Annotated in this window: 13 protein-coding genes; 7 read left to right on the top strand and 6 right to left on the bottom strand. The window is 71.2% G+C overall.

Going from position 1 to position 15518, the window contains the following annotated elements:
• The first annotated feature begins 86 nt into the window (after positions 1–86).
• On the top strand, positions 87–395 hold the full coding sequence (locus tag PO78_RS15430; RefSeq protein WP_004321994.1) for a c-type cytochrome: 309 nt from the start codon (positions 87–89) through the stop codon (positions 393–395).
• A gap of 63 nt (positions 396–458) precedes the next feature.
• Here the strand turns inward: PO78_RS15430 and PO78_RS15435 are convergent, their stop codons facing one another.
• The 4 genes from PO78_RS15435 to PO78_RS15450 all read right to left on the bottom strand — a co-directional run bounded on the left by PO78_RS15435 (position 459) and on the right by PO78_RS15450 (position 6960).
• Positions 459–2663, bottom strand: coding sequence for an EAL domain-containing response regulator (locus tag PO78_RS15435; RefSeq protein WP_043745010.1), 2205 nt, complete (start codon positions 2661–2663; stop codon positions 459–461).
• A gap of 52 nt (positions 2664–2715) precedes the next feature.
• Positions 2716–4680 (bottom strand): sensor histidine kinase, encoded by a 1965-nt coding sequence (locus PO78_RS15440; protein WP_043745013.1) that lies wholly within the window; start codon positions 4678–4680, stop codon positions 2716–2718.
• Between the two features lie 116 nt (positions 4681–4796).
• Entirely contained in the window at positions 4797–5933 is a 1137-nt protein-coding gene (locus PO78_RS15445; RefSeq protein ID WP_004321998.1) for an EAL and HDOD domain-containing protein, read from the bottom strand.
• Between the two features lie 13 nt (positions 5934–5946).
• On the bottom strand, positions 5947–6960 hold the full coding sequence (locus tag PO78_RS15450) for a CDP-6-deoxy-delta-3,4-glucoseen reductase (protein ID WP_043745016.1): 1014 nt from the start codon (positions 6958–6960) through the stop codon (positions 5947–5949).
• 21 nt (positions 6961–6981) lie between these two features.
• On the opposite strand from PO78_RS15450, the gene PO78_RS15455 reads away from it, so the two are divergent.
• The 6 genes from PO78_RS15455 to PO78_RS15480 all read left to right on the top strand — a co-directional run bounded on the left by PO78_RS15455 (position 6982) and on the right by PO78_RS15480 (position 13926).
• The gene (locus PO78_RS15455; RefSeq protein ID WP_043745019.1) at positions 6982–7857 is read left to right on the top strand and encodes an SDR family oxidoreductase; all 876 of its coding nucleotides are present in this window, start codon (positions 6982–6984) and stop codon (positions 7855–7857) included.
• A gap of 62 nt (positions 7858–7919) precedes the next feature.
• The gene (locus PO78_RS15460) at positions 7920–8330 is read left to right on the top strand and encodes a CopD family protein (RefSeq protein WP_043745021.1); all 411 of its coding nucleotides are present in this window, start codon (positions 7920–7922) and stop codon (positions 8328–8330) included.
• A gap of 2 nt (positions 8331–8332) precedes the next feature.
• Positions 8333–9850, top strand: a complete 1518-nt coding sequence (locus PO78_RS15465; RefSeq protein ID WP_043745024.1) for a sigma-54-dependent transcriptional regulator — start codon at positions 8333–8335, stop codon at positions 9848–9850.
• 64 nt (positions 9851–9914) lie between these two features.
• Entirely contained in the window at positions 9915–11996 is a 2082-nt protein-coding gene (locus PO78_RS15470) for a sensor histidine kinase (RefSeq protein ID WP_043745027.1), read from the top strand.
• The gene (gene mobB / locus PO78_RS15475; protein WP_043745032.1) at positions 11993–12484 is read left to right on the top strand and encodes a molybdopterin-guanine dinucleotide biosynthesis protein B; all 492 of its coding nucleotides are present in this window, start codon (positions 11993–11995) and stop codon (positions 12482–12484) included. The genes PO78_RS15470 and mobB overlap by 4 nt, the downstream gene beginning before the upstream one ends.
• A 107-nt stretch (positions 12485–12591) precedes the next feature.
• Entirely contained in the window at positions 12592–13926 is a 1335-nt protein-coding gene (locus PO78_RS15480) for an NAD(P)/FAD-dependent oxidoreductase (protein WP_043745035.1), read from the top strand.
• A gap of 19 nt (positions 13927–13945) precedes the next feature.
• On the opposite strand, the gene PO78_RS15485 is transcribed toward PO78_RS15480, so the two are convergent.
• Together PO78_RS15485 and mobA are read right to left on the bottom strand one after the other, a co-directional pair.
• The gene (locus PO78_RS15485; RefSeq protein WP_012586086.1) at positions 13946–14869 is read right to left on the bottom strand and encodes a helix-turn-helix transcriptional regulator; all 924 of its coding nucleotides are present in this window, start codon (positions 14867–14869) and stop codon (positions 13946–13948) included.
• Complete coding sequence (gene mobA / locus PO78_RS15490; RefSeq protein ID WP_043745037.1) at positions 14866–15507, bottom strand: molybdenum cofactor guanylyltransferase MobA; 642 nt, start codon at positions 15505–15507, stop codon at positions 14866–14868. The genes PO78_RS15485 and mobA overlap by 4 nt, the downstream gene beginning before the upstream one ends.
• Positions 15508–15518: the final 11 nt, after the last annotated feature.

A 15518-nucleotide genomic window follows, 5' to 3' on the forward strand; every position in this document is an offset into this window, starting at 1 on the left:
CAACATCGTATGCGGGCCCTGCCCAAACCGGCGCATGCGGTGGTTTAATACCTGCCGGTAACAACCAACACCAAGAGGTAAGGAATATGAAGGCTTTCGTTGCTGCTGCGGTCGCTGCTGGTCTCCTCTCCGCTTCGCCCGCTTTCGCGTCCGAGGCGCTGGCCAAGTCCAAGAACTGCCTGGCCTGTCACGCGGTGGACAAGAAGCTGGTCGGCCCTTCCTACAAGGAAGTCGCCGCCAAGTACGCCGGCCAGGCCGATGCCGCGGCGATGCTCGCCGACAAGGTGCAGAAGGGCGGCGTGGGCGCCTGGGGCAAGGTCCCGATGCCTCCCAACCCGCAGGTCAATGCCGCCGACGCCAAGGCGCTCGTCGACTGGATCCTGACGCTCAAGTAATGCCGCATTCCGGGCCGGCGCTGCCGGCCCGCGTGCCTCCGAAGCCGGCGCAAGCCGGCTTTTTTACGCCGGTGCGGCCTGCAGGTCCGCGTTGCCGGCGCCGAGGAAGAGCCGTTCGGGCTGGCGCAGCCAGCCCGGCACCTCGCCGGCCGGGGCGGGGCGGGCGAACAGGTAGCCCTGCATCACCTCGCAGCCGAGCGCGCGCAGCGCGTCGGCCTGCTCAAGATTCTCCACGCCTTCGGCGACGAGGTCGAGATCGAAGCCGCGTGCGATGCCGGTGATGGCCGAGATGATCGGGTTGGTCATCGGGCCTTCGAGGTCACGCACGAAGCTGCGGTCGATCTTCAGCGTGCTGACCGGGAAGCGCTGCAGGTAGGCGAGTGCCGAGTAGCCGGTGCCGAAGTCGTCGATCGCCACGCTGATGCCGGCCTCGCGCAGCGCGCGCACCTTGGCGGCGATGTCGGCGGTGTCGTCCATCATCAGGCCCTCGGTGATCTCCACCTCGAGGCACGACGGTGCCACGCCGTGGCGGTCGAGGCAGGCGCGGATCCTGCCGACCACGTCGCCGCGCTGGAAGTCGCAGGCCGACAGGTTGATCGACACGCGCGGGGCGCCGACGCCCTCCGCCTGCCAGCGTGCGAGCTGCGCGCAGGCCGTCTCCAGTACCCAGTTGCTGATCTCGCTGATGAGGCCGACCTCTTCGGCCACCTGGATGAAGGTCGCGGGCGGAATCGCGCCCAGGCCCGGATGGTTCCAGCGCAACAAGGCCTCGAGGCCGACGATGCCGCGCGTCGCCAGGCTGACCTGGGGCTGGTAATGCAGGTCGAGCTCGCCGCGGGCGACCGCGCCGCGCAGGTCGTTCTCCAGCGCGATGCGGTCGCGATGGCGGGTGTTGAGCTCGGGGTCGAAGAAGCGGAAGGCGTTCTTGCCGGAGCGCTTGACCTGGTACATCGCCGCGTCGGCGTGGCGGGTGAGGTCCTCGGCAGTGGTGCCGTCGCGCGGGAAGAGCGCGATGCCGACGCTGACCGTGGCACGGAATTCGCCCTGGCTGAGCCGCACCGGGGTGGCGAGTGCGTCGAGCACCTTGCGCGCGATGACCTCGGCGTCCTCGGGCTGGTTGATGTCCGGGAGCAGCACGGTGAATTCGTCGCCGCCGAGGCGGGCGAGTGTATCGCCGCGGCGCAGCGTGGCCGACAGCCGGCTGGCGATCGCACGCAGCAGCAGGTCGCCCTCGGCGTGGCCGAAGGTGTCATTGACCAGCTTGAAGCGGTCGATGTCGATGAACATCACCGCGAGCGCGCCGGTGCGGCGCTGCGCCTGCGCGATCGCGAGTTCGAGGCGGTCCTTGAACAGCACCCGGTTGGGCAGGTGGGTGAGCTGGTCGTGATAGGCCTGGAAGGAGATGATCTCCTCGGCGCGCTTGCGCTCGGAGATGTCGCGCGCCACGCCGTAGAGGCCGATCACGCGGCGGTCGTTCTCCTGCGTGACCATCGGGATGCCGGTCAGCGACACGGTGACGCTGCCGCCCTCGCCACCACCGTCGCGCCGCGAGCGCAGGCGCAGCTCGACGTGGAAGCTCTCGCCCGGCAGGCTGCTCGGCTGGCTGAGCAGGGTGTCGATGCGGTCGAGGTCCTCGGGCATCACCAGGGTGGTGAAGGGGCGCTTGACCAGCGCGCTGCGGTCGTAGCCCAGCAGGGCCTTGATGCGCGGGTTGATGTAGGTGAAGCGGCCGCTGCCGTCGAGGGTGAAGATCATGTCGGGCGAGCTCTCCACCAGGTAGCGGTGCAGGCGCTCCGAATCCTTCAGGCGCTGGCTCATCAGCTTGTTGGCGCGTTCGAGCGTGCCCTTGTGCAGGGCGCCGTCGACCGCGCGCTGCAGCTGCGCCACGTGATAGGGCTTGCGCACGTAGTCGTCGGCGCCGCCGCGCAGCGCGCCGATCGCCGCGTCGATCGCGTCCTCGCCGCTGATGATGATCACCGCCTCGTCGCGCTGGTGGTCGGACAGCCAGTCGAGCAGCGCGAGGCCGTTGGCGTCGGGGAGACGGTAGTCGAGCAGGATCAGCGCGTAGCGCTGCTTCTCCAGGCGGCCGATCGCCTCGCCGATGCTGCCGCATTCGTCGAAGAGGCGCCCGGGGCGGGCGAGTGCATGCGGAAAGGTGCGGCGCAGGGCCGGATCGTCATCGACGATCAGGATGCGGACGCTGTCGGCGTCGTCGCCGGCGGTGGCGTCGATCCGAGGCCTTAACCCGTTGTCGGCCGGAGTGACCATGGCTCCCGGAGGCTGCGATGTGGAGGGCTTGTTCGGCCGCATGATGCAACACTCAGGCGCTTTGTTCCAGCGGAACGAAGATCTGGAAGCTCGTGCCGGCGCCCGCCTGGGTGCGGCACAGCAGGGTGCCGCCCCATTGTGCGAGGATCTCGCGCACCACCGAGAGGCCGAGGCCCTGGTGCTCCGCCCCCTTTGCGCTCGGGCGCGGGCTGAGCGGATCCTGGGCGCGTTCCACCGGCAGGCCGGGGCCGTTGTCGACGAAGCGGATCTCCAGGCAGTTGCGGCCGTCGACATTGACCAGCGGCAGCACCGAGACGACCAGGCGCTGGCCGGGCTGGAGCGCTTCGGAGGCGTTGCGCAGCAGGTTGAGCAGCACCTGCTTGAGCGCCGATGCGGGGATCGCGGCCGGCGGCACGTCGCGCGCGGCGCGCAACTCGAGCTGGATCTGGCGGCTGCCGAAGAGCGGCTCGCCGTACAGCGTGCGCATGTCCAGCAGCAGCTCGGGCACCCGGCAGGTGCGCATCTCGGCCGTCTCGGCAGGCAGTTCGGCGGCGCTGCGCAGGAGTTTGTCGATGCGGTCGAGTTCGGCGTTGAGCAGGCTCATCTCGTCTTGCAGCGTGCTGTCGCCGGAGCGCTCCTGGGCGAGCATGTCGATGCGGGTCTTGAGCACCGTGAGCGGGTTGCTGGCCTCGTGGGCGATGCGGCGCACATGGTCGCGGAAGCGCTGGTGCAGCGCGGCCTCGCGCTCGGCGATCGCATCGCGCTGGCGGGCGTGGCTGCGCAGCGCGCGCGCCGCGGCACCGAGCAGGGCGGCGTAGCGCCAGCGCAGCTCGCTGTCGAGCGCCTGCGCGGAGGCGGTGGCGACGAGGGCCACGCTGGTGTCGCCCGCGCCGCCCAGAGGGATGACGTGGAAGCCCGGCTGGCCGAGCCAGCGTGCGACCTGCCAGTCGGCGACGCTGCGCCCGGGCGGGCCGCCGTCACCGAAATGCGAGCAGGGTTGCTCGCTGCGCGCGCCGAGGGCGATGCAGCTGGTCTCGTCGTCCAGGCGCAGGCGCAGCTCGCCGATCAGCAGGTCGGGGCTGCCCGCCGCGGCGCCGAGCAGCGGGCGCAGGCGACCGTCCTCGCCGCTGCCGAGCAGCACCGGTGGGGTGTGCAGGCCAAACAGCGGGCAGGCGATCGCCAGGCGGTCGCGGATGGTCGTCGCGTCCAGGTCGACGAAGGCGGCGGTGAGCAGGCCGAGCATGCCGGCGTAGCGGTAGGGGTCGTCCGTGAGGCGCAGGGTCGGGCAGGCCGCGCCCGTGCCCGCGCTGGGCAGGCCGGGCAGGGCGGGGTAGGACGCATGCCCGGACAGGATGTAGCCGACGTCGGTGCGCAGCGCCACCACGCTCGCGCTCTCGAGTCCGGTCAGCTCGGCGACTTCCGTGATGCGCTCCTGCCAGTCGCCACCGGCGAGCCGGCGTGCGGCGGCGAGCAGGCCGAGCAGCGGATGCATCGCGCCCGCGCAGGCCGGATCCATGCCGTCGAACTCGAGCGCGTCGGCCAGGCTCGCGGGCAGGCCGCAGTCGGCGACAAGGGCCGGCAGCGTCGGCCGGCGCCCGGAAACCCACCCCGCCGAGCGCGGCAGGCCGAACCACAGGCCGGCGAGGTAGGCCTCGTCGGGGCGCGGATATTCGGTCTCGATCGCGAGGTGGAGCGCGCATTCGGCACGCAGCAGTGCGGCGTCGGCGGTTTCGTCCGGTTGGTTGCCGACGTGGCCCAGACCGAGCAGCCAGGCGCGCAGCAGGTCGGTGCCGATGCGCTCGAGGCGGCGCCGCAGGGCGGCATTGAGGCCGTCCTGGAGTTCGCCCGCGCGCAGCGGATCGGCCAGCAGCAGCGCCAGGCTCAGCGCGGGGTCGCGTGCGGCCACGAGCGCGATCTCCGCCCAGTTCGGCGTCTGCGCGGCGAGCATGCGCAGGATCGTCGACGCGCCGTCGGGCAGGGGCTGGAGCTCGAAGGCGCTGAAATTGGCGGCGAACATGCGATGGACGGTTGGAAAAAGGGCCGACGGATTCTAGCCCGTCGGCCCTTCCCCTTGCCGTGAACGATGTGGCGGTCGAGCGGGAATGACGAACGGGGTGCGGCGCTGGACGAGGTTCAGCCGTGCAGGCTGTCGGCGAAACCGAGCCCGACCAGCTGTGCGCGATTGACCTGCTCGCAGCTCAGGTGGAGCTGGTCCACCGCCGCCTGCAAGGCCTTGGGGTCGAAGCTCTCGCAGCACTGCGCAAGGTGCAGGAAGGGGGCGAAGTCGCCTTGGCCGTAGAGGAGCGCCTCGCTCACCCGCGGCGGCAGGTTCATCTCTTCGAGCAGGGTCTGGATCGAGGTGCCGAGCAGGGTGTGCAGCAGCGAGAAGGCGCCGGTGATGAAGAGGTTGTCGCGCTCGACGGCATCGAAGAAGCCGCCGCCGATCTCTTCCATGAAGCGGCCGCGCGCGATCGCGGTCTGCATCAGCGCGGGGGCGCTGGGGTCGCGGCTGGCGGTGACCAGCAGCAGCGACAGCCATTTGTTGAGGGCGTCGTAGCCGAGGATGCTGACCGCGTGGCGGAAGGACTGGATCTCGACCATGAGGCCGAAGCCGGCCGAGTTGATGTAGCGCAGCAGCTTGAAGGAGAGCGCCACGTCCTGCTTGAGGACGCCCTCGATCTCGCGGATGTCGCCGTTGTTGCGCACCAGGTTGAGCAGCCGCACGATCTGCGCATGCCCCGGCGTGAGGCTCTTGGCGGGCGCGTTGCCGTGCAGGAAGAACCAGCCCGAGGCACCGTCGTAGCCCGCCGCGACGGCCTGGCGGAAGGCGCCGATGTCAGCCAGGCCCCAGGCCAGGCTCAGGCCGGGCGAGCCGGTGGGCGCAGGGTGGCGGCGCGCGTCGATGAGCACGAAACGCCAGTCGTGGCCGGCGGGCAGGGCGACCTCGGGCTGGAACCAGGTGAGGCACATGCCGATGCCGGCATCGCGCAGGCGCGCCATCAGCGCCTGGGTGTGCGGATGGGCGAGCGTCTGCACCGGGATCTCGATCGCCACGTTCCCGGGGATCGCCCACTCCATGATCTCGGGCGTCGGCACCAGGCGGCCGAGGCTGACGAACACCGGATGGTGGGTCGGCCACACCGCGGCCTGGGCGGAGAGCGCCTCGACCACCGAGGCGATGTTGGGGCCGTGGGCGATCAGGCGGTTGGCGGTGATCGCGCGGTTCTTGTTGACGACCGGCTCGCGGGTCAGCAGGGTGGTCTGGCTCATCGGGCGTTCCGGGTCATCGGGCGGAGGGCTGGGCGAAGGTGAAGGCGTCGGCGAAGAACGCGTCCTCGGGCAGGCCGCGTTCGCTGTGAAAGCTGGCGCGTGCGGCATCGACCATCGCGGGGGCGCCGCAGACATAGACCTCGTGCGCGGAAAGGTCGGCGAAGTCTTCGAGTACCGCCTGGTGCACCAGGCCGCCGCGTCCCGCCCAGGCCTCGTCGGAGAGCACCGGGACGTAGCGCAGGCCGGGCAGCACCGCCTCCCAGGCGCGTGCGAGCGCGTCGAGATACAGCCCGTCGCGCCGGCGCGCACCCCAATACAGCGTGATCGGGCGCTGCAGGCCGAGCCGGATCGCGTGCTCGACGATGCCCTTGATCGGTGCGAAGCCGGTGCCGCCGGCCACCAGCACGATCGGACGCGCGGAGTCCTCGCGCAGGAAGAAGCTGCCCAGCGGCCCTTCGAAGCGCAGGATCTCCTTTTCCATCATGGTCTCGAAGACGTGGCCGGTGAAACGGCCGCCGTCGATGCGGCGCACATGCAGCTCGAGATGGCGGGCGTCGTGCGGGGCGTTGGCGATCGAGAAGCTGCGGCGCTGGCCGTCGGCGAGCAGGATGTCGATGTACTGGCCGGCGCGGAAGGCGAAGTTCTCGCTCGCGGGCAGCTTGAGCTCGATCCGCATCACGTCCTCGGCCAGGCGCTCGAGCTTCTGCACGCGGCAGGGCAGCTTCTTCACCTGGATGTCGCCGGCGCGCGTCACGCTGCGTGCCTGCACCATCACGTCGCCGAGCGGCTTCGCGCAGCAGAACAGCGCCAGACCCTCGGCGCGCTCGGCCTCGCTCAGTGCGCCGGGCGAGTGCTCGCCGTGCTCGACCTCGCCCTCGAGCACGCGACCCTTGCAGGCGCCGCAGGCGCCGTCGCGGCAGCCGTGCGGCAGCAGCAGGCCGGCGGCGAGCGCGGCCTCGAGCACGGTCTGGTCGTCGTCGGCCTCGAAGGAGTGGTTGCCGGGCTGGAGGGAAATCCGGTGGCTCATGGTGCGTGAGATAATCGAACGATGAAAAGGATACTGATCGTCGGCAGCGGCGACGTCGCCCGCCGCGCGCTGCCATGGCTGGTGCGTCGCTTTCGTGTCTTCGCGCTCGTCCGCCAGCCCGAGGCGGCCGCCGAACTGCGTGCGCTCGGCGCGGTGCCGGTCGCGGGCGACCTCGACGACCGCCGCAGCCTGCGCCGCCTGGCCGGCATCGCCGACGCGGTGCTGCACTTCGCGCCGCCGCCGCAGACGGGCGAGGGCGACCCGCGCATGGCGCGGCTGCTGGCCGCGCTGGTAGGTCGATCGAGTCTACCACAGGGGGTGGTATACATAAGCACGACAGGGGTTTACGGCGACTGCGCAGGTGTCCGGGTGGATGAGACGCGGCCGTGCCGGGCGCAGACCGCGCGCGGCCGCCGACGGGTGGATGCCGAGCGCCGCCTGCGCGCCTTCGGCCGCCGTAACCGGGTGCGGGTCGCCCTGCTGCGCGCGCCCGGCATCTACGCCGCCGACCGTCTGCCGCTCGAGCGCCTGCGTCGCGGCGATCCGGTGCTCGCCGCCGACGAGGATGTGCACACCAACCACATCCACGCCGAGGACCTCGCCCGCATCGCCTGCCTGGCGCTGTTCCGTGCCGGGCCGGGGCGGGCCTACAACGCCAGCGACGACTCCGGCCTGCGCATGGGCGAGTACTTCGACGCGGTCGCCGAGCGTTTCGGCCTGGCGCGCCCGCCACGCATGGCACGCGCCGAGATCGTCCGCCACCTGTCGCCGCTCGCGCTGTCCTTCATGAGCGAGTCGCGCCGCCTCGACAACCGCCGGCTGAAGCGGGAACTGCGCCTGCACCTGCGCTATCCGACGGTGGCCGACGGCTTGCGCGCCGCGACCGTTCCCGTCTGAACCGCGGCGCTTTGCCGCGCCGCGGGCGAACTTCCCCGATCGAACCTGGAGCCCTTTCCCGCATGCTGACCCTCAAGGCCTTTCACATCGTCTTCGTCGTGAGCTGGTTCGCAGGCCTGTTCTACCTGCCGCGCCTGTTCGTCAACCACGCCATGGTCGAGGACGCCGCCACCCGCGAGCGCCTGGCGATGATGGAGATGAAGCTCTACCGCTTCATGACGCCGCTCGGCATCCTCGCCGTGGGCCTCGGCCTGTGGCTGTGGTTCGGCTACGACTTCGCCGGCGGCTGGCTGCACGCCAAGACCCTGCTGGTGGTGTTCCTGATCGCCTACCACCTGTATTGCGGCCGCCTGATGCGCGCCTTCGCCGAGGGACGCAACACGCGCAGCCACGTGTGGTACCGCTATTTCAACGAGATCCCGGTGCTGGTGCTGTTCGTGGTGGTGTTCCTCGTGGTCTTGAAGCCCTTCTGAACATGGTCGCGAAACGGATCGGGGGCGGCGGGGACGACGTGCAGATGGCGCGCGGCGTGCGGGGCGACGAGGCGAAGGCGCTCGCGCAAGGCGGAGTCGGGCGCGCCGAGCCCGCGCGCCCGGTGGAGCTCGCCGACTACCAGTGGCCGGCGCACTCGGTGCTGGTGGTCGACGACGAGGAGGGCATGCGCAATTTCCTCGAGCGCACGCTCGCGCGCCGCTGCGGCATGGTGCAGTCGGCCGCCGATGCCGAGCACGCCGCGGTGCTGATGGCGCGTCTGCATTTCGACCTGCTGGTCCTCGACATCGCCCTGCCTGGCAAGTCGGGGATCGAGTGGCTGCACGAGCTGCGCGAGCATGGTTATGCCGGCGACGTGATCCTGATCACCGCCTTCGCCGACATGGAGACCGCGATCGACGCGCTGCGCGGCGGCGCCTCGGACTTCATCCTCAAGCCCTTCCGCGTCGACCAGATCCTCAACTCGATCAAGCGCTGCTTCGAGCGTGCCGGCCTGGCGCGCGAGAACTTCGTGCTGCGCCGCGAGCTCGCCGGCCTGGGCGCCGAGCCCACCGGGCTGATCGGCCACTCGCCCGCGATGGAGCAGCTGCGCGCGCTGGTGCGCCGCGTCGGGCAGATGCCGAGCACGGTGCTGCTGCTGGGCGAATCCGGTACCGGCAAGGAGGTGGTGGCGCGCGCGTTGCACCGGACCAGCCCGCGCGCGCAGCGTCCCTTCGTGCCGCTCAACTGCGCGGCGATCGCCTCCGAGCTGATCGAGAGCGAGCTCTTCGGCCACGTCAAGGGCGCCTTCACCGGCGCCACCGAGAACCGCAACGGCCTGTTCTACTACGCCCACGGCGGCACGCTCTTCCTCGACGAGATCAGCGAGCTGCCGCTGGCGATGCAGACCCGGCTGCTGCGGGTACTCGAGGAGCGCAAGCTGCGCCCGGTCGGTTCCGAGCGCGAGCTGCCGGTGGATGTACGCATCATCGCCGCCTCCAACCGCGACCTCGCCGCCGAGGTGCGCGCCGGACGCTTCCGCGAGGACCTCTACTACCGCCTCGCGGTGGTGGACATCGGCCTGCCGCCGCTGCGCGACCGTACCGAGGACATCCCCGAGCTGATGCGCCACTTCATGCAGCAGTTTTCCGTCCAGCTCGGCGTGCCGCCGCTGCCGCTCTCGCACGAGGTGGTGAGCCGGCTCGCCGGCTACACCTGGCCTGGCAACGTGCGCGAACTGCGCAACTACATCGAGCGTTCGCTGATTCTCGGCCACTTCCCGGCGCAGCCGAGCGCCGCACCGACCGCCGCACCGACCGCCCTGCCGACGCCGGCGGGCGAGCTGGAGGCGAGCCTGGCCGAGGTCGAGCGCCGCCACATCGAGCGTGTGACCGCCGCCTGCGAGGGCAACAAGACCGAGGCCGCGCGCCGGCTGGGCGTGTCGCGCAAGACCCTGGAGCGCAAGTTCGCCGAGTGGGCGCTCGAGGACGCCGCGGCCGCGCGTGCGGAGCGGCGGGCCTGAGCGTGGCGGGGGTCGGGGCGAGCAGGCTGCGCCGGATGGCGGGGCCCGGTGCGGGAGCGGGGCGATGAGGCTCGCCGAACGCCTGCGCGGCTCGGTACGCGCCAAGCTGCTCGCCCTCGTGCTCGCGCCGCTGATGCTGGGCTTCCCGCTGATCATGGGCGTGCTGTGGTACTGGGGCGAGGTCTACTACCACCGCCTGATGGTGTCGCGGGTCGCCAGCGACCTGGCGACCGCGCACGGTTACTTCGAGCGCGTGATCGACGGCGTCGGCAACGACGTGCAGGGGCTCGCCGGCTCGCATGCGCTCGCGCAGACCCTGGCGCACGAGAGTCCGGAAGCGGTGGCCGCGCTGCTCGGTGCGCGCAAGGGCGGACTCGCGCTCGACTTCCTCAACCTGCTCGACGTCAATGGCCGCGTGCTGCATGCGTCGACCGCGCTGGCGGCGGGGAGCGCGCGTGGTGGATGGCCCGTCGTGCAGCAGGCGATCCGCGCCCGCGGCGGCAGCGTCGTCGAGCGCTTCGCACCCGCCGAGCTCGCGGCGATCGACGCCGGCATGCGTGAGCGTGCCCGCCTTGCCCTGGTGGCCACGGCGCGCGCGCGGCCGGATTCGCGCGGCGAGGAGGAGCGCGGCCTGGTGGTGCACGCGGCGGCCCCGGTGCTCGACGCCGCGGGCAACCTGGTCGCGGTGCTCGAAGGCGGCGTGCTGCTCAATGGCAACCTCGACTTCGTCGATACCCTCAACGCCATCGTCTACCGCGAGGGCAGCCTGCCCGAGGGCAGCGAGGGCACCGCCACGCTCTTCGTCGACGATGTGCGCATCGCCACCAACGTGCGCCTGTTCGAGGGCGCGCGCGCGCTCGGCACGCGCGCCTCGGACGAGGTCCGCACGCATGTGCTCGACCACGGGCGTACCTGGCTGGAGACCGCCTTCGTGGTCAACGACTGGTACGTGTCGGCTTACGAGCCGGTGGTGGACAGCCGTGGCGAACGCGTCGGCATGCTCTACGTCGGCTTCCTCGAGGCGCCCTTCCGCGCCGCCAAGCGCATGGCCCTGCTGGTGGTCGGCGCGCTCGCGCTGCTGGTCAGCGCCGCCGGCGCGCTGCTGACGCTGTATTGGGCGCGCGGCATCTTCCGCCCGATCGAGCGCATGCACGCCACCATCGGCCGCATCGACGCCGGCGACGAGCAGGCGCGCGTCGGCGACGTCGCCAGCCGCGACGAGCTCGGCCGCCTGGCTACCGCCTTCGACCACCTGCTCGACGACCAGGCCGCGCGCCGCTCCGAGCTGCAGGCGCTCAACGCCTCGCTCGACCGCAAGGTCGCCGAGCGCACCGCCGACCTCGCCGACGCCAACGCCGAGCTGCGCGCCGCACAGCACCGCCTGGTGATGAGCGAGAAGCTCGCCGCGATCGGCGAGCTCACCGCCGGCGTCGCGCACGAGATCAGCAATCCCACCGCGGTGATCCAGGGCAATCTCGACCTGCTGCGCGAGGAACTCGGCCCCGCGGCGCAGCCGGTGGCCAACGAGATCCGCCTGATCCACGAGCAGGTCGGGCGCATCCGCCTGATCGTCACCAAGCTGCTGCAGTTCGCCCGTCCGGGCGAGTTCGCCGGCTACGTCGAGGACGTCGACGTGAACGCCGCGCTCGCCGACTGCCTGGTGCTGACGCGCCAGCATCTGGCGCGCGCCGAGGTGAAGGTGGTGCAGCGCCTGGCCGCCACCGCGCGGGTGCAGATCAACCTGCAGGAGCTGCAGCAGGTGCTGATCAACCTCATCGTCAACGCCGTGCAGGCCATGCCGGCCGGCGGTACGCTGACGCTGGAGACGGTCGACCGCGACCCGCGGCAGGATGCGCGCGGCGTGCGCATCACGGTGCGCGACACCGGCGGCGGCATCCGTGCCGAGGACCTGGCGCGCATCTTCGATCCCTTCTTTACCACCAAGAAGCGCCAAGGCACCGGGCTGGGGCTGTCGATCAGCCACACCCTGGTCGAGCGCTACGGCGGCCGCATCGAGGTGGACAGCGCGCCCGGGCGGGGCGCGGCCTTCACGGTGAGCCTGCTCGCCGAGCCGGTGTATCGCAAGGACCCCGCGCCGCCGCCCGGCGGACGGGAGAACGGAACAGGACAAACGGAAGCGACATGAAAGTGATGGGTTTCGCCGGCTGGTCCGGCAGCGGCAAGACGACGCTGGTGGAGCAGGTGATCGCGGCGCTGAGCGCGCGCGGCCTGGTGGTGTCGCTGGTCAAGCACGCCCACCACAGCTTCGACATCGACCACGCCGGCAAGGACTCCTGGCGCCATCGCCAGGCCGGCTGCCGCGAGGTCATGGTGAGCTCGGACCAGCGCTGGTCGCTGACACGCGAGCTGCGCGGCGGGCCCGAGGCGACGCTCGACGAGCTGCTTGCCCACCTCGGACCGTGCGATCTGGTGTTGGTCGAGGGCTTCAAGCGCGCGGCGATCCCCAAGATCGAGGTGCATCGCCGGGGGCTCGCCGAGCCGCTGCTGTATCCGCACGATCCGCACATCGTCGCCATCGCGACCGACGCCGAGTTGCCCGCACCGCTGCCGCGGCTGGACCTCAACGACCCGGTGCAGGTGGCCGACTTCATCGCGGACCATCTGCACCTGTAGTGCGGGCGAGGTCGGTCCAGTCTGTTGCATCCATGCGAACGCCCGGTATGGCAGGGCGAATGCTCTGTTAGGATTCTCGAGATTAATTATTTTCTCGAGAGACGGTAATGAGGATCGAAAAGACCACGGCGGGGACGCCCCACCGCATCGTCATTGTCGGCGGGGGCGCCGGCGGACTGGAGCTGGCGACACGCCTGGGGCGCAAGTTCGGCCGCGGCGGGCGGGTCGAGGTCACCCTCGTCGACAGCAAGCGCACCCACGTGTGGAAGCCCAAGCTCCACGAGATCGCTGCCGGCAGCATGGACATCGGCGATCACGAGGTGCCCTACCTGGCGCAGGCGCACTGGCATGGCTTCCGCTTCCGCATCGGGCAGATGATCGGGCTCGACCGCAGCCGGCGCGAGATCCACGTCGCCCCCTTCGTCGATGAAGACGGCAAGGAGGTCACGCCCGCGCGTTCCTTCCCCTACGACACGCTGGTGATCGCGGTCGGCAGTCTCAGCAACGATTTCGGCACGCCGGGGGTGCGCGAGCATGCGCTCAAGCTCGAGACCGTCGCCGATGCGCGGCGTTTCCATGTGCGCATGGTCAATGCGTGCGTGCGCGCCCACGCCCAGCGTTCGCCGCTGCGCCCCGGGCAGTTGCATGTGGCGATCATCGGTGCCGGCGCTACCGGCGTCGAGCTTGCCGCCGAGTTGCACCACACCACGCGCGAGGTGGTGGCGTACGGGCTGGACCGCGTCGATGCCGAAAAGGATGTCCGGCTCACCCTGATCGAAGCCGCGCCGCGCGTGCTGCCGGCCTTGCCCGAGCGCCTGTCGCGATCGACCGAGCGCTTGCTGCGCAAGCTGGGTGTGGAAGTGAATACCGACGCACGCGTGGCCGAGGTGCTGCCCGATGGCGTGCGCCTGGCCGACGGTCGCGTCCTGCCCGCCGAGCTGGTGGTGTGGGCGGCCGGGGTGAAGGCGCCCGATTTCCTCACCCGGCTCGACGGGCTGGAGACCAATCGCATCAACCAGCTCGTGGTGCGGCAGACCTTGCAGAGTTCGGTAGACGACGACATCTTCGCGATGGGCGACTGCGCCGCCTGCCCGTGGCCGGAAAAGGACGGCTTCGTGCCCCCGCGCGCGCAGGCCGCGCACCAGCAGGCCTCGCATCTGTACACGCAGCTGCAGCGCCGCCTCGCCGGCAAGCCGGTGCAGGACTACCGCTACCGGGACTTCGGTTCGCTGGTGTCGCTGGGCGAGTTCAGCACGGTGGGCAACATGATGGGCGGGCTCGCCAGGGGCGACCTGTTCATCGAGGGCTGGTTCGCGCGCCTGATGTATGCCTCCTTGTACAAGATGCACGAACTGGCGCTGCACGGCTGGGTGAAGGTGACGCTCGACACCTTGGCGCGCATGATCACGCGCCGCACCGAGCCCCACGTCAAGCTGCACTGAGGCCGCGCGTGCCGCGCCCTCAGTCGAGGCCGAGCACGCGCCCGAGCGGGCCGAGGTCGTAGCCGCCGAGCCGGTGCGCCAGCGCCTGAGAGCGCGCGTCGCCGTGCGCGGCGAGCAGATCCTGGAAGAGGCGGCGGAACATCACGTCGCGCGGCAGCGCGAGGTCGAAGGCCTCCCAGCCCAAGGGCAGGAAGCCGAGGCCGAACTCGGTCGCTGCGGCGCGCGTGCCGGGCGCGCAGTCGGCGTCCTCGCGTGCGACCAGGGCCGCGGCCTCGCGCTCGCTGCGGGCGGTGGCGACCACGCTGCAGTCGGCCGCCGAGAAACCGCGGCTGGCGAGCACGGACTCGAGAAAGTGCGCCGAACCCGCGCCGGCCTGGCGCATCGCCCAGCGATAGTCGAAGGCGGCGAGCGTCTCGATGCCGTCGACCGCCAGGCCGCGGCGCAGGATCACGCCCTGCTCGCGCAGCGCCAGGCGCACCAGCGCCCAATGGCGATGCGGGGCGAAGCGGCGCAGCAGCATGGCGTGCTGCTGCAGGCTGTGCTCCACCCCGCCCCAGTGCAGCGCACACACGCTGGCGCGGCGACGCGCGAGCAGCTCGAGCCCGGGCAGGGTGCCGGTGGGGCTGTAGGCGACGAAGGCATCGCCCCCCAGCACGGGAGCGAGCGCGCCCACCGTGGCGGCCAGCAGCGGGTCGTCGCTGCCGGTGATCACCAGCCGGTCGCTGAGCGCGCCGCCATGCGCCTGCTCGAGCAGCCACTCCTCGAGCAGTGCGCGCGGGAACAGCCACTTGCCGCCCACGCGTGCGGCGGGGATTTCGCGGCTGTTGGCGAGTTCGTAGAGCTTCTTCTCGTTGAGCTGCAGGAAGGCCGCGGCCTCGCGTGCGTTGAGGCAGGTCGCGGATGCCGCGTCGGTGCCTGCCGGCTGCGCGGGGCGCGCGCTCATCCGCGCGGCGCGCCCGCGGCGGCGGCGGGCAGGTCGCGGGCGGCCTCGGCCAGCTCGTCGCGGGTGTTGACGTTGCGGAAGGCGGCCTCCTCGTCGTCGAAGGCGACCTCGACCACCTTCAGGCTGCCGTACCAGCGGTCGATCTTGCGTCCGCCGGCGGCGAGGAAGGCACCGAGGTGATCGGCGAGATTGCGCCGGCACAGGCAGAACACCGGGTGCGGCTGCCCGAAGGTCTTGGCGACGGCGAGCTGGGCGTCGGCGGCGTGGAGTGCGGCGGCCAGGCGCTCGACCAGATCCGCGGGCAGGAACGGGGAGTCGCAGGGCGCGGTGACGACGAAGGGATGCTGCGCGCGCAGGAGCCCGGCATGGAGCCCGGCGAGCGGGCCGGCGAAGCCGCCGATGTCGTCGCCGAACACCGGATGGCCGAAGGCCTGCCAGGCCGGGAGGTTCTGGTTGGCGTTGATGAGCAGCGCGTCGACCTGGGGGGCGAGGCGCTCGAGCGCGTGTGCCGCCATCGGCCGCCCGGCGAGCTCGACCAGGCCCTTGTCCACACCGCCCATGCGGCTGCCCTGGCCGCCAGCGAGCAGGATCCCGGTGATGCGGCGGTCGGCGGGGCGGGGGGCTGGGGAGGGAAGCATGGTGGGAGCTC

Source organism: Thauera sp. SWB20 (assembly GCF_000831325.1).
Taxonomy (GTDB): domain Bacteria; phylum Pseudomonadota; class Gammaproteobacteria; order Burkholderiales; family Rhodocyclaceae; genus Thauera; species Thauera aminoaromatica.